20 protein-coding genes are annotated in these 16,301 nt (G+C 63.3%); 12 read left to right on the top strand and 8 right to left on the bottom strand.

Annotated features, from left to right (window positions below):
• Positions 1-134: 134 nt before the first annotated feature.
• Positions 135-3,431 carry a carbamoyl-phosphate synthase large subunit gene (gene carB, locus ROH8110_RS14565; RefSeq protein WP_085818431.1) on the bottom strand — a complete coding sequence of 1,099 codons (3,297 nt, stop codon included), beginning with the start codon at positions 3,429-3,431 and terminating at the stop codon, positions 135-137.
• 188 nt (positions 3,432-3,619) lie between these two features.
• Here carB and ROH8110_RS14560 point away from each other — a divergent pair, with 188 nt between their 5' ends.
• Together ROH8110_RS14560 and ROH8110_RS14555 are read left to right on the top strand one after the other, a co-directional pair.
• Complete coding sequence (locus ROH8110_RS14560) at positions 3,620-4,744, top strand: aminodeoxychorismate synthase component I (protein ID WP_085818430.1); 1,125 nt, start codon at positions 3,620-3,622, stop codon at positions 4,742-4,744.
• On the top strand, positions 4,699-5,340 hold the full coding sequence (locus ROH8110_RS14555; protein ID WP_085818429.1) for an aminotransferase class IV family protein: 642 nt from the start codon (positions 4,699-4,701) through the stop codon (positions 5,338-5,340). The genes ROH8110_RS14560 and ROH8110_RS14555 overlap by 46 nt, the downstream gene beginning before the upstream one ends.
• A 3-nt stretch (positions 5,341-5,343) precedes the next feature.
• Here ROH8110_RS14555 and ROH8110_RS14550 read toward each other — a convergent pair whose 3' ends face one another.
• Positions 5,344-6,573 (bottom strand): SAM-dependent methyltransferase, encoded by a 1,230-nt coding sequence (locus tag ROH8110_RS14550; RefSeq protein ID WP_085818428.1) that lies wholly within the window; start codon positions 6,571-6,573, stop codon positions 5,344-5,346.
• A gap of 248 nt (positions 6,574-6,821) precedes the next feature.
• On the opposite strand from ROH8110_RS14550, the gene aspS reads away from it, so the two are divergent.
• A complete protein-coding gene (gene aspS, locus ROH8110_RS14545) occupies positions 6,822-8,600 on the top strand; it encodes an aspartate--tRNA ligase (RefSeq protein ID WP_085818427.1) in 1,779 nt (592 codons plus the stop codon).
• A gap of 118 nt (positions 8,601-8,718) precedes the next feature.
• Positions 8,719-9,435: a GNAT family N-acetyltransferase gene (locus ROH8110_RS14540; RefSeq protein ID WP_085818426.1), complete on the top strand. Its 717-nt coding sequence runs from the start codon at positions 8,719-8,721 to the stop codon at positions 9,433-9,435.
• A 21-nt stretch (positions 9,436-9,456) separates the two neighbouring features.
• On the opposite strand, the gene ROH8110_RS14535 is transcribed toward ROH8110_RS14540, so the two are convergent.
• Positions 9,457-10,191: a response regulator gene (locus ROH8110_RS14535; protein WP_085818425.1), complete on the bottom strand. Its 735-nt coding sequence runs from the start codon at positions 10,189-10,191 to the stop codon at positions 9,457-9,459.
• Positions 10,192-10,337: 146 nt separating this feature from the next.
• Here ROH8110_RS14535 and mce point away from each other — a divergent pair, with 146 nt between their 5' ends.
• Positions 10,338-10,742 carry a methylmalonyl-CoA epimerase gene (mce, locus tag ROH8110_RS14530; protein ID WP_085818424.1) on the top strand — a complete coding sequence of 135 codons (405 nt, stop codon included), beginning with the start codon at positions 10,338-10,340 and terminating at the stop codon, positions 10,740-10,742.
• Positions 10,742-11,047 (top strand): DUF1467 family protein, encoded by a 306-nt coding sequence (locus ROH8110_RS14525; protein ID WP_085818423.1) that lies wholly within the window; start codon positions 10,742-10,744, stop codon positions 11,045-11,047. Before mce ends, ROH8110_RS14525 begins: the two co-directional genes overlap by 1 nt.
• 130 nt (positions 11,048-11,177) lie before the next feature.
• Here ROH8110_RS14525 and ROH8110_RS14520 read toward each other — a convergent pair whose 3' ends face one another.
• On the bottom strand, positions 11,178-11,894 hold the full coding sequence (locus ROH8110_RS14520; protein WP_170156515.1) for an EI24 domain-containing protein: 717 nt from the start codon (positions 11,892-11,894) through the stop codon (positions 11,178-11,180).
• Positions 11,891-12,472, bottom strand: coding sequence for a nitroreductase family protein (locus ROH8110_RS14515; RefSeq protein ID WP_085818533.1), 582 nt, complete (start codon positions 12,470-12,472; stop codon positions 11,891-11,893). The genes ROH8110_RS14520 and ROH8110_RS14515 overlap by 4 nt, the downstream gene beginning before the upstream one ends.
• 111 nt (positions 12,473-12,583) lie before the next feature.
• On the opposite strand from ROH8110_RS14515, the gene ROH8110_RS14510 reads away from it, so the two are divergent.
• Positions 12,584-12,838, top strand: coding sequence for a DUF167 domain-containing protein (locus ROH8110_RS14510; protein ID WP_085818532.1), 255 nt, complete (start codon positions 12,584-12,586; stop codon positions 12,836-12,838).
• 11 nt (positions 12,839-12,849) lie between these two features.
• Here the strand turns inward: ROH8110_RS14510 and ROH8110_RS14505 are convergent, their stop codons facing one another.
• Positions 12,850-13,092, bottom strand: coding sequence for a DUF8831 family protein (locus tag ROH8110_RS14505; RefSeq protein ID WP_085818421.1), 243 nt, complete (start codon positions 13,090-13,092; stop codon positions 12,850-12,852).
• 121 nt (positions 13,093-13,213) lie between these two features.
• On the opposite strand from ROH8110_RS14505, the gene ROH8110_RS14500 reads away from it, so the two are divergent.
• From ROH8110_RS14500 to ROH8110_RS14480, 5 genes are all read left to right on the top strand, one after another.
• On the top strand, positions 13,214-13,924 hold the full coding sequence (locus ROH8110_RS14500) for a M48 family metallopeptidase (RefSeq protein WP_085818420.1): 711 nt from the start codon (positions 13,214-13,216) through the stop codon (positions 13,922-13,924).
• Positions 13,924-14,283 carry a YigZ family protein gene (locus tag ROH8110_RS14495; RefSeq protein WP_085818419.1) on the top strand — a complete coding sequence of 120 codons (360 nt, stop codon included), beginning with the start codon at positions 13,924-13,926 and terminating at the stop codon, positions 14,281-14,283. The genes ROH8110_RS14500 and ROH8110_RS14495 overlap by 1 nt, the downstream gene beginning before the upstream one ends.
• 85 nt (positions 14,284-14,368) lie before the next feature.
• A complete protein-coding gene (locus ROH8110_RS14490) occupies positions 14,369-14,635 on the top strand; it encodes a DUF6455 family protein (protein ID WP_085818418.1) in 267 nt (88 codons plus the stop codon).
• A gap of 1 nt (position 14,636) precedes the next feature.
• Positions 14,637-14,909 carry a DUF6455 family protein gene (locus tag ROH8110_RS14485; protein ID WP_085818417.1) on the top strand — a complete coding sequence of 91 codons (273 nt, stop codon included), beginning with the start codon at positions 14,637-14,639 and terminating at the stop codon, positions 14,907-14,909.
• Positions 14,906-15,184, top strand: a complete 279-nt coding sequence (locus tag ROH8110_RS14480) for a DUF6455 family protein (protein ID WP_085818416.1) — start codon at positions 14,906-14,908, stop codon at positions 15,182-15,184. Before ROH8110_RS14485 ends, ROH8110_RS14480 begins: the two co-directional genes overlap by 4 nt.
• Before the next feature lie 27 nt (positions 15,185-15,211).
• Here ROH8110_RS14480 and cutA read toward each other — a convergent pair whose 3' ends face one another.
• Positions 15,212-15,523 (bottom strand): divalent-cation tolerance protein CutA, encoded by a 312-nt coding sequence (cutA, locus tag ROH8110_RS14475; protein ID WP_085818415.1) that lies wholly within the window; start codon positions 15,521-15,523, stop codon positions 15,212-15,214.
• An 85-nt stretch (positions 15,524-15,608) separates the two neighbouring features.
• Entirely contained in the window at positions 15,609-16,259 is a 651-nt protein-coding gene (trhA, locus tag ROH8110_RS14470) for a PAQR family membrane homeostasis protein TrhA (RefSeq protein WP_085818414.1), read from the bottom strand.
• Positions 16,260-16,301 lie beyond the last annotated feature (42 nt).

Raw genomic sequence — 16,301 nt, 5'->3', positions numbered from 1 at the left:
TCCCAAATCATCGAAAAAGCAATGAAATTCCTGCAATGCTGCCCGGACCGCACAGCATAGCTCGCCGCAGGTCTTGGCCCTTCGGGATTAAATCGTTTTGAAACAGTGTCTTGCGCGGGTCGCCCTAATGTGGATCAGGACGGCCCCTGAAGCGGCATGACCTTCAATTCGCCATCCTGTCGCGCCTTCATCGCCTGCGCCGCGGCATGTGCTCCGGCGGCAGTGGTGAAATACGGAATCTTGTCATAAAGCGCGACCGAGCGAATCTCGCGGCTGTCCTCGACCGCCTGCGCGCCTTCGGTGGTGTTCATCACCAGCGCGATCTGCCCGTTCTTGAGCATGTCCACGATGTTCGGACGCCCCTCATAGACCTTGTTGACCACCTCGCAGGCGATCTTGTGCTCGTCGAGGAAACCGGCGGTGCCGCGCGTCGCGATCAGCGTGAAGCCAAGCTCGACCAGCAATTGCGCCGTCTCGACCAGTTGCGGGGTTTTGTCCGAATCCTTGATCGAAAAGAACACCGTGCCGCCCTCGGGCAGATCGGCGCCCGCACCCATCTGCGCCTTGAGGAAGGCGCGCGGGAAGGACACGTCCCAGCCCATCACCTCGCCCGTCGAACGCATCTCGGGGCCAAGGATCGTATCGACACCGGGGAAGCGCGCGAAGGGCATCACCGCCTCCTTGACCGAGAACCACGGCATCGCCGGATCGGCCAGTGTCATCTGGTCGGCCATCGGCAGGGTGCCGGGTTTGGTGTCGGCCGGGTAGGGGCCGCGATAGGGGAAATTCGACAGCGGTTCACCCGCCATCAGCCGTGCAGCAATCGAGGCAATGGCCGAATCCGTGGCCTTGGCGACGAAGGGCACCGTGCGGCTGGCGCGCGGGTTCACCTCGATCAGGTAGATATCCTCGCCCTTGACCGCGAATTGCACATTCATCAGCCCGCAGACATTAAGGCCCTTGGCCAATGCCTTGGTCTGACGGTGAATTTCGGCAATCGTCTCGTCGCTCAGCGAATAGGGCGGCAGCGAACAGGCACTGTCGCCCGAATGCACCCCGGCCTCTTCGATATGCTGCATGATCCCGGCAACATGCACCGCCTCGCCATCGCAAAGCGCGTCCACGTCGCATTCGATCGCGCCCGACAGGTAGCCGTCCAGCAGCACGGGGCTTTTGCCCGACACCACCACCGCCTCGGCGATGTAGCGTTCCAGATGCGCCATGTCGCGCACGATCTCCATCGCGCGTCCGCCCAGCACATAGGACGGGCGGATCACCAGCGGAAAGCCGATGCTCTCGGCGATTTCAAGGGCTTCGGCGTCGGAATGCGCGATGCCGTTCTTGGGCTGCTTCAGCTTGAGCTGGTTGACCAGCGCCTGGAACCGCTCGCGGTCCTCGGCGAGGTCGATCATGTCGGGCGAGGTGCCCAGGATCGGAATGCCCTCGGCCTCGAGCGCATTGGCCAGCTTCAGCGGTGTCTGCCCGCCGAACTGCACGATCACGCCGTGCAACGTGCCATTTTCCTGCTCGATGCGCAGGATCTCCATCACGTGCTCGAATGTCAGCGGCTCGAAATAGAGGCGATCCGAGGTGTCGTAATCGGTCGAGACCGTCTCGGGGTTGCAGTTGATCATGATGGTCTCGTAACCCGCGTCGCTCAGCGCGAAACAGGCGTGACAGCAGCAGTAATCGAACTCGATCCCCTGGCCGATCCGGTTGGGGCCGCCGCCCAGGATGACCACTTTCTTGCGGTCGCTCGGGCGCGCCTCGCATTCAACCTCGCCCATCATCGGGGCCTCGTAGGTGGAATACATATAGGGCGTCTGTGCCTCGAACTCGGCGGCGCAGGTGTCGATCCGCTTGAACACGGCGGTCACGCCCTCGGCCACGCGGCGGCGGCGTATATCGGCTTCGGTGAACCCGGTCAGCATCGCCAGCCGCGCATCGGTGAAGCCCAGCATCTTGAGCGCGCGCAAACCGGCCGCATCCTGCGGCAGGCCATCGGCACGAACCTGTTCCTCGGCATCCACGATCTCGCGGATACGCGCCAGGAACCATGGATCATAGGCCGTGGCGGCCTGGATCTCGTCGTCGCTCAGCCCGTGGCGCATGGCCTGGGCGATGGTGCGCAGGCGGTCCGGGGTCTGGCGGCTCAGCGCCTTCACTACGGCGGCCTTGTCCGGTGCGCCCTCGATCTCGATCTCGTCGAAACCGCACAGTCCGGTTTCCATCGAGGACAGCGCCTTTTGCAGCGACTCGTGGATCGTGCGCCCGATCGCCATCGCCTCGCCCACCGATTTCATCGCCGTGGTCAGGGTCGGCTCGGAGCCGGGGAACTTCTCAAAGGCGAAGCGCGGGATCTTGGTCACGACATAGTCGATGGTCGGCTCGAAGCTGGCGGGCGTGACCTTGGTGATGTCATTGTCCAGCTCATCCAGCGTATAGCCGACAGCCAGCTTGGCCGCGATCTTGGCAATCGGGAAACCCGTCGCCTTCGATGCCAGCGCCGAAGAGCGCGATACCCGCGGGTTCATCTCGATCACGACCATCCGGCCGCTTTCGGGGTCGATGGCCCATTGCACGTTCGACCCGCCCGTTTCGACACCGATCTCGCGCAGCACGGCGATGCTGCCGTTGCGCATGATCTGGTATTCCTTGTCGGTCAGGGTCAGGGCCGGCGCGACGGTGATCGAATCGCCCGTATGCACGCCCATCGGGTCGATGTTCTCGATCGCGCAGACGATGATCGCGTTATCCGCCTTGTCGCGCACGACCTCCATCTCGAACTCTTTCCAGCCCAGCAGGGATTCGTCGATCAGGATCTGGCTGACTGGCGAGGCATCCAGCCCCGATTTGCAGATCCGCTCGTAGTCGTCGCGGTTGTAGGCCACGCCGCCGCCGGTGCCGCCCAGCGTATAGGCGGGCCGGATGATCGCCGGCAGGCCGACCGTTTCGATCGCCGCCATCGCCTCGTCGAGCGTGTTGGCGATGGTCGCCGCCGGGTTCTCGATGCCCAGCCGGTCCATCGCCTCGCGGAACAGCTTGCGATCCTCGGCCATCTCGATGGCCTCGCGGTTGGCGCCGATCAGCTCGACGCCGAATTTCTCGAGCACACCCATATCGGCCACCGCCAGCGCGGTATTCAGTCCGGTCTGTCCGCCCATCGTGGGCAACAGCGCGTCGGGGCGTTCCTTTTCGATGATCTTGGCGACGATCTCGGGGGTGATCGGCTCGATATAGGTGGCATCGGCCAGCCCCGGATCGGTCATGATCGTCGCCGGGTTCGAGTTGACCAGGATCACCCGATACCCCTCCTCGCGCAGCGCCTTGCAGGCCTGCGCACCGGAATAATCGAACTCGCAGGCCTGGCCGATAATGATGGGGCCCGCCCCGATGATCATGATGGACGAGATGTCGGTTCTTTTCGGCATGGTGATCCCCGGGCAGCTGATCGGGCGCAGACATTGCTGCCCGCGCACAAATTGTTGGCGGTTATATCCATCATACGCAGGCTTGCAAGGGGGATCGCAAAACCGGGGCCAATGGCCGCTTTTGAGGGTGTCAAACGGGCGCTCAGGCTTTAGACACCACCCACCACGGCAAAGGCAGGGGGCATCCGTTGCAGATTCGCTTCGATCATGGACCCGGTGGCAGCGCCGCCGCTTTCGCGGCCCCTCGGCGGATCATCAGCGCGTCGCATCCCGATGAGGTGCCCGATGCAATGGCCGCGCTTGACGTTGCGCGCGCAGATGGCGCCTGGCTTGCCGGTTTCGCCAGTTATGAACTGGGCTATGCCCTGGAACCGCGCCTCGCACGGCTCATGCCCGAATCCCGCCGCCTGCCGCTCCTGCATTTCGGGGTCTACGACGCGCCCGCCGCCGCGCCGCCGCTTACCCCCGCGCCTGCCGGGCTTTCCGACATGCGCCCGCTCTGGTCCGAGGCCGACTACGCCGCGGCCTTTCAGGTCGTGCATGACTATATCTGCGCGGGGGATATCTATCAGGCCAACCTGACCTTTCCCCTGACCATGCGGACCGGCGCGCACCCCGAGGCGCTTTACGCCGCGCTTTGCGGGGTGCAGCCGGTGCGCTATGGCGCGCTCATCGACGCGGACGATCTGCCCGCGATCCTGTCGCGCTCGCCCGAGCTGTTCTTTCGCACCGATGCCGATGGCGGTATCGAAACCCGCCCGATGAAGGGCACACAGCCTCGCAGCGACGACCCCGCCGAGGATGTGCATCGCAAGATGTTCCTGGCCACCGACGAAAAGAATCGTGCCGAGAACCTGATGATCGTCGATCTGCTGCGCAACGATATCAGCCGAATCTGCACCCCCGGCAGTGTGCGGGTACCGGAACTCTTCAAGGTGGAAAGCTACGAGACCGTCCACCAGATGACCTCGCTTGTGACTGGACGGATGCAATCGGGGCGGGGCCTTTCCGATATCTTCCATGCGCTGTTTCCCTGTGGCTCGATCACCGGCGCGCCCAAGCTGCGCGCGATGGAGATCCTTGCCGCGCTCGAACCCGGCGCGCGCGAGATCTATTGCGGCACCATCGGCTGGGCCGCACCGGACGGAAGCTCGGAGTTCAACGTGGCGATCCGGACGCTGCTGGTCGAGAATGGGCAGGTGACGCTCAATGTGGGCGGCGGGGTCGTTTATGACAGCACCGCCGAATCCGAATACGAGGAGGCGCTATGGAAGGCCCGCTTCGCCCGCCGCCTGCCGATGACTTCCGGCTGATCGAAACGATGCTCTGGACGCCTGATAAGGGTGTCCACCGCCGCGCCCGCCACCTTGCGCGGCTTGCGCGCAGCGCGGCACGGCTGGGGATCGCGCCACGCGGCGTGGAACGCGCGCTTGATGGCGTCAGGGGCGACGCACCCCAACGCCTGCGCCTGACCATTGCACGCGACGGGCAGGCGGACCTCGCCGCCTGTCCGTTCACACCGCTCCCGCCTGATCATGTCTGGCGCCTGGGGCTGGCGACGGCTCGGCTCTCCTCCGCCGATCCCTGGCTTGGGCTGAAGACCACCGAGCGCGCGCTATACGATTCCATGCGTGCCGACATGCCCGATGATATCGACGAGCTGCTCTTCCTCAATGAACGCGACGAGCTTTGCGAGGGCACGATCACCAACCTGTTCGTCGATCCCGGAACCGGGGTGTTGCTCACGCCGCCGCTTTCCTCGGGCGTCCTGCCCGGCATCCTGCGCGAAGAACTGCTCGCCAGCGGGCGCGCACGTCAAGCTGTGCTGCGTCCGGGCGATCTGCGCGCGCCCGCAGCGGTATTCCTGGGCAATTCCCTGCGCGGACTGATCGCCGCGCGGCTCTGCTAAGCGTCACTCCGCGGCGTGGCGCATCCCGGCGTCATCGCCATCGTAAAGATAGTCGCGCGTCAGCGGCACGGCCTCCTGTCTTGGCGAAAGCTGGAACTGGAACACCACCTGCCGGTTCAGCCTGAAGGTCAGCTCGCACGCCACCAGGTAATAGCGCCACATCCGGCAGAACCGCTCGTCATATAGCGCGCGGGCCTTGTCGATATTGGCCATGAAACGATCATGCCAGTGTTTCAGGGTCATGGCGTAGTGCAGCCGCCATATCTCGATATCGGTCGTGAAAAGGTCCTGTTTCTCGATCGACTTCGTGACCTCGGACAGGGCCGGAACATAACCGCCGGGAAAGATGTATTTGGCGATCCAGGGGCTTGTCGTGCCGGGTGGCTCGGCCCGCCCGATCGTGTGGATCAGCGCCACGCCATCCGGTGTCAGGCGCTGCGCGACATTGCGGAAATAAGTGCTGTAATGGGGCACGCCCACATGCTCGAACATTCCGACCGAGACGACGCGGTCGAACTTTCCCTCGACCTTGCGGTAATCCGTCAGCTCGAACTTCGCCCTGTCGGCAAGGCCCGCTTCCCGGGCCCGGGCATTGGCCATCGCGTGCTGTTCGCGCGACAGGGTGACACCGACAACCTCGGCGCCGTAATCGCGCGCCAGCGTCAGCCCCATGCCGCCCCAGCCACAACCGATATCCAGCACCCGCATCCCCGGCTCGATCAGCAGCTTGCCCGCGATATGGTGCTTCTTGGCTTCCTGCGCCTGTTCCAGCGTCATGTCTGGATCGCGGAAATAGGCGCAGGAATATTGCCGGTCTGTATCGAGGAACAAATCGTAAAGCGCGCCCGAAAGGTCATAATGATGCGCCACGTTCTGTCTTGACCGCGTCATCGGGTTGAACTGGTCAAGGTGGCGCAGAAGGTGACGACCGGCCACCAGCGGCTTGCGGAACCAAGGCTGGCCATTCTGCGCTATGTTGCGGATCGCCAGCCCCAGAAAACCGTAAAGATCGTCATCCTCGATGGTCAGCCGCCCGTCCATATAGGCTTCGCCCACGGCCATGTCGGGCGACAGCACAATCTTGCGGGGCAGGGTGCCGTCGTGCAGGCTCACCGCCACACTCGGCCCGGTTCCATCGCCATAATGGCCGGTGCTGCCATCGGGAAAGGTCAGCTTCAGGTCCCCGCCGCGAAACAGATGCGAAAGGAACCTGTCCAGTATCTTGATCCACATGTCTCACCCTCGATCGTTGCTCGCCGAAATGGGCGCACTCGTATCGTGAAGTGAAACCTGCCGGTTCTGATCCCGGTCATGCCGGGTCCTGCTCGATGAGGGGTATTTTTGCCGACAAATCGCGGCCTGTAAATGGTTTTGCGCACCGCCTCCCGCCTGGACGCCCGCCCGCCCCTTGACTTTGCGCCGCTGCCAAGGTGTATCGGCGCAATCCAAGCCACGAAGCCCGCCGGGCCAGAGAGGACGCCATGCACGCTTACCGCAGCCATACCTGCGCCGAACTCGACAAATCGAATGTGGGCGACACGGTCCGCCTTTCCGGGTGGGTCCACCGTATCCGCGACCACGGCGGCGTCCTGTTCATCGACCTGCGCGATCACTACGGCATGACGCAGGTTCTCTGCGATCCCGACAGTCCCGTGTTCGCCGAGGTCGAGGCGCTGCGCTCGGAATGGTGCGTGCGCATCGACGGCGAGGTGAAGGCCCGTGCCGACAACCTGATCAATCCCAAGATCCCCACCGGCGAGATCGAGGTCTATATCCGCGACCTCGAAGTGCTCGGCAGCGCCAAGGAGCTGCCACTTATGGTGTTTGGCGATCAAGAATATCCCGAGGAAACGCGCCTGCGCTATCGATATCTCGACCTTCGCCGCGAAGAGATGCAACGCAACATGACCCTGCGGTCGGACGTGGTCGCCTCGATCCGCCGGCGCATGTGGGACACGGGTTTCCGCGAATACCAGACGCCGATCATCACCGCCTCCAGCCCCGAGGGCGCACGCGACTTCCTGGTGCCGTCGCGCCTGCACCCGGGCCGGTTCTATGCGCTGCCCCAGGCGCCGCAGCTCTTCAAGCAGCTGATCATGGTCTCGGGCTTTGACCGCTATTTCCAGATCGCACCCTGTTTCCGCGACGAAGACCCCCGCGCCGACCGCTCGCCCACCGATTTCTACCAGCTCGACATGGAAATGAGCTTTGTCGAACAGCAGGACGTGTTCGATACGATCCAGCCGGTGCTGGAATCGGTGTTCGAGGAATTCGGCGGCGGTCACAAGGTCGACAAGCACTGGCCGCATATTTCCTATCGTGATGCGGCACTCTGGTATGGCACCGACAAGCCCGACCTGCGCAACCCGATCAAGATGCAGGACGTCTCCGAGCATTTCCGCGGCTCTGGCTTTGCCATCTTCGCCAAGCTGCTGGAACAGGACGGCACAGAGATCCGCGCCATCCCCGCCCCCACCGGCGGCAGCCGCAAGTTCTGCGACCGCATGAACGCCTTCGCCCAGAAAGAAGGCCTGCCGGGCATGGGCTACATCTTCTGGCGCGACGGCGAGAACGGCATCGAGGCCGCAGGCCCGCTGGCCAAGAATATCGGTCCTGAACGCACCGAGGCGATCCGCCAGCAACTCGGCCTTGGCAAGGGCGACGCGGCCTTCTTCCTGGGCGGCAAACCGCAGACCTTCGAATCCGTCGCCGGGCGCGCCCGCAACGTCATCGGCGAGGAACTGGGCCTCACCGAGAAAGACCGCTTCGCCTTCTGCTGGGTCGTCGATTTCCCGATGTATGAAAAGGACGACGAGACCGGCGCGGTGGATTTCTCGCACAACCCGTTCTCGATGCCTCAGGGCGGGATCGACGCGCTCGATGGCGATCCGCTGGATGTTCTGGGCTACCAGTATGACCTGGCCTGCAACGGCTACGAGCTGGTTTCGGGTGCGATCCGTAACCACCAGCTCGATATCATGATCAAGGCGTTTGAACTGGCCGGCTATGACGAGGCCGAGGTCCACAAGCGCTTTGGCGGCCTGGTCAACGCCTTCCAATACGGGGCGCCGCCCCACGGCGGCTGCGCGGCGGGGATCGACCGGATCGTGATGCTTCTGGCCAATGAACAGAATATCCGCGAGGTCATCATGTTCCCGATGAACCAGCGCGCCGAAGACCTGATGATGAATGCCCCCTCCGAGGCCAGCAGCGAGCAGCTGATGGAACTGAGCCTGCGGGTGATCGAACAGCAGGACTGACACCGGCACCAAAACCGGCATCGATCAAGGGAAAGGGCGCGCCATCGTTGCGCGCCCTTTCCATTCGGCTTGCGCCCTCCTAACCTGCGGCGCAGCGCAAGCCCCGAAAGGAAGCCCCATGTCAGATCGTCCCGTCGGCCCGCCCGTCAAGGAATGGCAAGCCCCGCCGCGCCCCGGCCCTGCGCGGATCGAAGGCCGTTATACCCTGCTTGAACGGCTTTCCCCCGACCATGCCGCGCCGCTTTTTGCGGCCTATGAAGGGCATGACTGGGTCTGGGATTACATGCCGGTCGGGCCTTTTGCCTCGCTCGAGGCATTCCAGGATTGGCTCGTTCAGGCGGCCACGCGCGACGATCCGATGTTCTACGCGATCCGCGACGGCGACAGCGGCGCTTGGGTGGGGTTCGCGTCCTTTCTGCGCATCGACCCGGCTGTCGGATCGATCGAGGTCGGCTTCATCGCCATGTCGCCCGCACTGCAACGCACCCGCGCCGCGACCGAGGCGATCTACCTCATGATGCAATGGGCTTTCGATGCGGGGTATCGACGCTTTGAATGGAAATGCGATGCGCTCAACGCGCCCTCTCGCCGGGCCGCACGGCGCTTCGGCTTCGCCTTTGAGGGCGTGTTTCGCCAGGCCACCATCGTCAAGGGGCGCAACCGCGATACGGCCTGGTTCGCGGTGATCGACCGCGACTGGCCGCAGCTTCGCGCTGCCTACGAGACCTGGCTCGACCCCGGCAATTTCGACGCCGGCGGTGCACAGATGCAAAGCCTGAGCGACCTGACCGCGCCGCTTGTCGCTGCGGGCGAGGCCGAGGTGGCAGGGCTTTAGCACCGTTTAAGGATCGCGGATTCAGATCACCGCACGGTCATGCAGCCGGTCATGCACCAATGCCCTCAGATGCGCCAGCACCGCCAGATCATCGCCCGGCGCACCATTGCGGCGGCTTTGCACAAAGGCCTGCGCCGCCTCCGCAAGGGGCGTGTCCTGCGCCGAAAGGGCGACACCGCGCAGAAACTGCGCCACGTAGTCCAGGATCCGGCTTTCGGGCTGATCGTCCAGAAGGTCGGCGATATGGGTGATGTCCTCATGATAGGCGCGCCGGTCCGGCCTGATCGGCTCGTCGCGCACCGCACGCGGGAAAGCGGGCTGGCGGTCCGCGGGCAGGTGGGCCACGATCTCGCGCTGAAACAGCGCCAGACTGTCGAGCGGCTTCAGCAGGCAGCCATCGGCCCCCGCCTTCGCGGCCTTCTCAGGGGCGCGGTCATCCGCGCTCAGCCCAAGGATCACGCCGATCCGCGGCTTCGTGACGGCCAGTTCCCGGATCAGGTCAAGGCCCGACCCGTCCGGCAGCCCGATATCCACGATGATCGCCGAGGGGCGGTAGACCTTGAGATGACGGCGCGCCGAGGCGATGCAATCGGCCCGCCTGAGCCGTGCGCCGCTATGCATGCACATCAGGCGGATCGCCTCGCTGGCAAAGCGGCTGTCCTCAACGACGAGGATCGTGAGCCCCAATAGCGGGCGGCTCGATGTGGGCAGACCGTATTGCGTGTGGGGGGGCGGGGATGCGTGGCGATCGTCCATGGATTCGTCCTCTGGCAACTGAAGGTGGAATCAGGCTAGCCCGATCAAGGATAACGATGGGTTAATGGAGGGGTTGCGTCGCCCTGTCGCTTGCCTCACGTGGTCTGCGACCCCATAACAGGCCAAACGCCAAGCAGGAGTGGACCATGATCGGACGCCTCAACCATGTCGCCATCGCCGTGCCGGATCTCGATGCCGCCGCGGATCTCTATCGCAACGCGCTCGGCGCCAAGGTCGGCGACCCGCAGGACGAACCCGATCACGGCGTCACCGTCATCTTCATCGAACTGCCCAATACCAAGATCGAGCTGCTCTACCCCCTCGGCGATGACAGCCCGATCAACGGGTTTCTCGAAAAGAACCCGTCAGGGGGCATTCATCATGTCTGCTACGAGGTCGAGGACATCATTGCCGCCCGCGATAAGCTCAAGGCCAGTGGCGCGCGTGTGTTGGGTAATGGCGAGCCCAAGATCGGCGCTCATGGCAAGCCGGTGCTGTTCCTCCATCCCAAGGATTTCCAGGGCACGCTCGTCGAGCTGGAGCAGGTCTGATGGGCATCGCCTCTGCCATCGTCCTCTATATGGTGCTCTGGTTCCTGACCTTCCTGATCGTGATCCCGATCCGGATTCAGACCCAGGGCGACCTGAACAAGATCGTGCCCGGCACCCATGCCGGGTCGCCCGAACATCACAATCTCAAGAAGAAGGCCGTGATCACCACCGCCGTCGCGGCCGCGCTCTGGGGGATCATCGGCGGCGGGATCATCATGGGCGTGGTGTCGGTGCGCGACATCGACATGTTCGACCGCATGGGGCCGGGCGGCAGCATGTGGTATAGCGAAAGCAACAAGGAATAGGGTGAGGGCCTTGTACCAAACGGGGCGCGGTTCTGTACGCGCGCCCTGTTAACCCGATGCCCGGTCGGTGCGCGATACCGACGTGATACCGATGCGATACCGTCGCAATGCCGAAAGCGGATTTTCCTTGTTAACCGGAGGGTTGCCCCGATTCGTTCATCTTTCCCTGCAAGCGGTGGAAAATATGCGTGAAGGTTGCCGCCCCCAGGATCGGCACCACCAGATTCAGGATCGGCACCATCAGCGGCGCCGCCATCAGTACCCCCGCCAGCCAGATCGTGACTCCGTGACGCCGCCGCAATTCCAGCGCCCGCTTGCGCCCCACCCGCCGCATCGCCGCGACGGTGAAATACTCGCGCCCCAACAGGTATCCGTTGACTGCAAAGAATACCGGCAAACCCGCTATGGGTAGTATGAGGGTCAGCAGAATGGCCAATATGTTGGCCACGATCAGCACGCCCATGGCCGACAGTCCGTCGATGATCTCATCCTTCAGGGGTGTGCCCGCTACCTTGGGCAGGGCGGGGTAGTGGCGTCGCTCCACCGCCTCGGCGACCTCGTCAAGGAACATCGACACCACGCCCGATGCGACCGGCACCATCAGGAACACCGACAGAACGATCATCAGCGCCAGAAAGGCCCAGCTCAGTACATTGTCCACCCATTGCACCTCGCCAAGCAGCGGCAGCGTTACCGCATCCCCGACGAGCCAGCCTACACCCCAGACCAGAACCGCCGTCAGCCCCCCCAACAGCAAAAGCGTCAGCCCGATTCCGCGCCAAAGAACAGCCCGGAAACGAGGGTCGGAAAGTTGCGCCAAGGCTTTGAAAAAAGAAGATAAAATCATTCCGTCACCCATGTCGTGATCTGCTCCAAATCGGGCCTTGGCCGTTCGGGCGGTGTCGCACTCGGGGTGCCGATATGGATGAAGCCGGCAACGCGTTCATGGCCATTCAAGCCAAGCCCGACCTCGACGAATCCGCGGTCATGCGCAGGCCATCCGCTCAGCCAATTGGCCCCCCAACCCGCGGCCAACGCCGCATTGAGCAGCGACAGGCAAACCCCCCCGGCCGAATATGTCTGTTCGATCGGCGGGATCTTTTCCGAGTCCTTCTGCACCTCGATCACCGCCACCGCCAAGTGACTGTCATCGAACTGCTTGCGGCCCTTGGTGATCTCGGCCTCGTCCCGTCCCAGCGACATCCCTCTTGCCGCCGTCAGTTCGCCAAGGCGCGAAAGTGCCTTGTTTTCAAGGACAATAAAACGCCAGGGCTCCAGCTTTCCGTGGTCGGGGCAGCGGGCGGCGGCGGTCAGCAATTGCAGCAAGGCATCGCGTTCCGGCACCGGCAAACCCAATGTCTTGGCCGGGCATGAGCGGCGGCTCAGGAGAAACGCAAGTGCGGGTGGCGGGGTCTGATCGGCCATGATTGTCCTGTCCATCTGGAGTGTCGCGCCTACATGTCGGCGCAGCAGCGCAGCGGGTCAACCCTAGCCGTGCATCTGGCACAACCGCGCAAGGCGCGCTATGCCTTCGCCATGACCGCCACGCCGCTCTCTCACCTTGCCCATCCCGGCGCCCGCATCGCCGTCCGCGTGACACCCAAAGCCTCGCGCGAACGCCTGACGGAAGAGGAGGGCGTGATCCGAGCCTACGTGACCGTGCCCCCCGAAGACGGCAAGGCCAACGTGGCTGTGCAGAAGCTGCTGGCCAAGGCAGTTGGCCTTGCCAAATCGCGCCTCGTGTTGGTGCAGGGCCATAAATCCCGCGACAAGGTGTTTGAAATCACCTAAGGCCAGAACGGCTAGGTCTTCTGATCGGGGCGCAGCGTATAGACACCTTCGGGCAGGTTCAGCGCCGCGCCAAGGTCGCGGACCTGCTGCATCGACAGGGTGATGGTCTGTACCCGGTCGGTGCGGGCGTCGTATTGCTCGATCGTGATACATTCCTCGAAGGCGTTCACGATCACGTCCTCCTGGAGGGGCGTGTTGCCTTCGTCCACCAGCGTGATGACGGTCGAGTCGAATTCGTGCTCAATTGAAAACATCTCTTAAACCTATCGGGTTGGCAGGTCTTTGCAACTGCGCCCATCTTGCCGTGAACGGGGCTGTCAGGAAACACGAAACCTGCTAAATGCATTGGAGTGGAGACGAATTTCGAGGTCGACGATGCGCTGGATTGCCCTTTTCTTCATGACTGCACTTGCTGGATGTGTGTCAACGGTCGAACCGCAGCGCCCCTCGGGCCAGCCTGCCAAACCCGCGGCATCCGCACCCGCCATGCCGACGCGGGCCAAGGTGGATCAGTTCGTGGCGGTCGTCGAGTCGGTCGAACCCGTCGCCGAAGCGGTGTGTCGCGCACAGACCGGACCGAACTCGAATTGCGATTTCCGCATCGTGGTCGATGACCGGCCCGGTCAGCCGGTGAACGCCTACCAGACGCTCGATCGCAATGGCCGGCCGATCATCGCCTTCACGCTGGCCATGATCGCCGAGGCGCGCAACCGCGATGAGTTGGCCTTTGTTCTCAGCCACGAAGCCGCCCACCACATCGCCGGGCATATCCCGCGCCAGCAGCAGAACGCGGCGGCCGGTGCCATCCTTCTGGGTGGGCTTGCCACACTGACTGGCGTCGGCTCGGATGCGGTGCGGACCGCCTCGGATCTCGGGGCGACGGTCGGCGCGCGCACCTACTCCAAGAACTACGAACTCGAGGCGGATTCGCTTGGAACCATCATTGCCAAGCGCGCAGGATATGATCCGGTTCGTGGTGCCGCGTTCTTCTCGCGCATTCCAGATCCCGGCGACCGCTTCCTTGGAACCCATCCGCCCAATGCGCAACGCATCGAGACCGTCCGCCGGGTCGATGCACAGCTTTGATGCGGCAACTGACGGGGGTGATCAGCGACCGGGGATCGAAATACGCGGTCTCGGGCGGGCCGGTTGGTGACAAGTCCGGGGTCGACGCCTTCCTGAAGACCCTCAAGCGAGACAAGAAGTTCGCCAAGGCGACGCATAACAGTTGGGCGGTTCTGTTGACCGATGGCACGCCTCTCAAGAATGATGACGGCGAATCCGGCGCCGGTATGGTGATCTTGCGAATGCTGGAACGCGAAGCGCTGATGGATCACGTGATCGTGGTGACTCGCTGGTATGGTGGAAAGCAACTTGGCGGAGACCGGTTTCGGCATGTTCAGGATTGCGTGCACGCCTATCTCGAGGCGCTGAGGGCCGGTTGACTCAGGTCAAGGTCGCATCGGGAACGGTGCGATAGCCTTTTGATCGGTGCTGCTGTCACATGCGCCGTCAATATGGGAGGTCCCAATGCCTGAGACCGCTACATTCCGGCGCCACGCGGTGCTGGTTGACCGAATGGCCAACGCCATCGGCATCGATCTCGAAGAGAAAGTCATGGAAGGCCAGCTGGATTTCAACGGCGTCAGCGATGCAGTTTTGAACTGCACAGGCTGCTGCTGCACCGGGGCCTGCGAAATATGGTTGGAGGCATTTGCCGGAGGGGCCGACGCACCGCCCCCGATTTGCCGCAACCGGGAACTCTTTGAACGACTTAAAGCAGGGAAGCGGGCCTGACATGCCACCCTTGGGCGATATGCGACGGCATTACTGGCTGGTTCTCGATATGGCCCGTCTTGCAGGGGTCGATCTGGTCGCGGCATTCCGCGACGGTCGGATCGACAACAAGTCATGGGCGGCGATGGTTGCCTCCTGCCGCATGTGCGGAGATGTCGAAGCCTGCAAAGACTGCCTTCAGGATCGCTCAGTGGGCGGCGAACCGCCAAGTGGCTGTCGCAACCGCGCTAAATTCACGTGGTTGCGCGAGGAACAGAAGGCGACAATCTCATGAGAACGCAACTCGGGTATCTCGGTGATCCTACATTGCATTTCTGGCTGACACGGTCGGTTGCGCGGGCCATGAACCTCAGCCTTTCCGAGGCAATGGCGCAAGGGCATCTGAGTGCGCGGGATTATGCCGACTTGGTCACGCGATGCCGCAAATGCCCACATGTCGATACCTGCGAGTCATGGTTGGCCGCGCGCGCCGAGGGTGCTGGATGTGCGCCCGATCATTGCTGGAACGCCGAGGTGCTGAATGCGCTGGCCGACCGGATGGAGCATTGATCCAAGGCGATCGGGCAAGCACGTTTCTCAATCGCCGCCAGTCTCCTCCGAGACCCAAGCCTCCGCATCCGAGCCAGCCCCTACCTCTTCCCAGATGATGACCGGCAGGTCGCAGGGGTGCTCTTCCTCGATCAACTCCATCAGGCTTTGACGATGCGCGGCGCGAGTCTTGAGGGTCAGGCCGACTTCCTCCTGCTCTTCGATGGTGCCGCGCCAGTGAAACAGGCTTCGAATCCCCGGCGTGATGTTGGCACTTGCTGCAAGCCGGGCCTGCAAGGCCGTGCAGGCCAGCATCCGCGCGCTGTCGAGATCGGGGCAGGTCGTGCTCACATGGATCATGTCGGGGCTCCTCGTTGTCGCATGGAGCAGCCTAACCGCGCGCACCAAACCTGTTAAGGCCCCGCGCGTCGTCCTGCCCTGCGCCTCAGCCGACCTGCGTCAGCGCGGCCCAGATCCCGATGAAGAAACAGGCCGAGGCGATAACGATGAACAGGTGCCAGATCGCATTGGCAAAGCGCAGGCCTTCCCAGCAATAGAACGCGACCCCACCAGTATAAAGAAGCCCCCCGGCGACGATCATGGCGATGCTCAGCCCCGGCAGAACGCCCGCCAGCGGCACCAACAGCGCAACTCCCGCCCAGCCAAGCGCCACATAGGGAAGCCAGCCAGTGGTCATCTTGCCCGGTGCGGTCATCAGTTTGGTCGCGGCACCAAGCAGCGCGCAGCCCCAGACGATCGTCAGCACGACATAGCCAAAGGCACTTCCAAGGATGACGCCAAGGGGAGTGAAGGTGCCCGCGATCTTGACGTAGATCGCTGCATGATCCAGCCGCCGCAGGATCGGGCGCGCGGGTGTGTAGGCCGCCATGTGATAGGCGGCCGATGCCGTCAGCATCACGATCAGCGCGGCGCAATAAAGGATCGTTGCCGCCAGTGTCGGCCCGTCCATGCGAAAGGCCCAAAGCGCGAACAGCAGGGCCACGCCGGTGATGGCGGCGCAAATGCCGACAACATGGACAACGCTGTCTGCAATGCGCTCGGCGCGGCTGTATTCAGGATAGGACAAGTCGATCATGCCTCCGGTGTGACACGGAAAGGTAAACAATTGGATGATAGC

Origin of the sequence: Roseovarius halotolerans (assembly GCF_900172255.1) — a bacterium.
GTDB classification, from domain to species: domain Bacteria; phylum Pseudomonadota; class Alphaproteobacteria; order Rhodobacterales; family Rhodobacteraceae; genus Roseovarius; species Roseovarius halotolerans.
This window is presented reverse-complemented; position numbering and strand designations above follow the sequence as displayed.

Coding starts and splice junctions, on each gene's coding strand:
- ROH8110_RS14540 (WP_085818426.1), top strand. CDS start 8,719: ATGTCAGATCGTCCCGTCGGCCCGCCCGTCAAGGAATGGCAAGCCCCG.
- carB (WP_085818431.1), bottom strand. CDS start 3,431: ATGCCGAAAAGAACCGACATCTCGTCCATCATGATCATCGGGGCGGGC.
- ROH8110_RS14525 (WP_085818423.1), top strand. CDS start 10,742: ATGGGCATCGCCTCTGCCATCGTCCTCTATATGGTGCTCTGGTTCCTG.
- ROH8110_RS14520 (WP_170156515.1), bottom strand. CDS start 11,894: ATGATTTTATCTTCTTTTTTCAAAGCCTTGGCGCAACTTTCCGACCCT.
- ROH8110_RS14490 (WP_085818418.1), top strand. CDS start 14,369: ATGCCTGAGACCGCTACATTCCGGCGCCACGCGGTGCTGGTTGACCGA.
- ROH8110_RS14510 (WP_085818532.1), top strand. CDS start 12,584: ATGACCGCCACGCCGCTCTCTCACCTTGCCCATCCCGGCGCCCGCATC.
- ROH8110_RS14515 (WP_085818533.1), bottom strand. CDS start 12,472: ATGGCCGATCAGACCCCGCCACCCGCACTTGCGTTTCTCCTGAGCCGC.
- cutA (WP_085818415.1), bottom strand. CDS start 15,523: ATGATCCATGTGAGCACGACCTGCCCCGATCTCGACAGCGCGCGGATG.
- ROH8110_RS14555 (WP_085818429.1), top strand. CDS start 4,699: ATGGAAGGCCCGCTTCGCCCGCCGCCTGCCGATGACTTCCGGCTGATC.
- ROH8110_RS14485 (WP_085818417.1), top strand. CDS start 14,637: ATGCCACCCTTGGGCGATATGCGACGGCATTACTGGCTGGTTCTCGAT.
- trhA (WP_085818414.1), bottom strand. CDS start 16,259: ATGATCGACTTGTCCTATCCTGAATACAGCCGCGCCGAGCGCATTGCA.
- aspS (WP_085818427.1), top strand. CDS start 6,822: ATGCACGCTTACCGCAGCCATACCTGCGCCGAACTCGACAAATCGAAT.
- ROH8110_RS14495 (WP_085818419.1), top strand. CDS start 13,924: ATGCGGCAACTGACGGGGGTGATCAGCGACCGGGGATCGAAATACGCG.
- ROH8110_RS14535 (WP_085818425.1), bottom strand. CDS start 10,191: ATGGACGATCGCCACGCATCCCCGCCCCCCCACACGCAATACGGTCTG.
- ROH8110_RS14550 (WP_085818428.1), bottom strand. CDS start 6,573: ATGTGGATCAAGATACTGGACAGGTTCCTTTCGCATCTGTTTCGCGGC.
- ROH8110_RS14500 (WP_085818420.1), top strand. CDS start 13,214: ATGCGCTGGATTGCCCTTTTCTTCATGACTGCACTTGCTGGATGTGTG.
- mce (WP_085818424.1), top strand. CDS start 10,338: ATGATCGGACGCCTCAACCATGTCGCCATCGCCGTGCCGGATCTCGAT.
- ROH8110_RS14480 (WP_085818416.1), top strand. CDS start 14,906: ATGAGAACGCAACTCGGGTATCTCGGTGATCCTACATTGCATTTCTGG.
- ROH8110_RS14505 (WP_085818421.1), bottom strand. CDS start 13,092: ATGTTTTCAATTGAGCACGAATTCGACTCGACCGTCATCACGCTGGTG.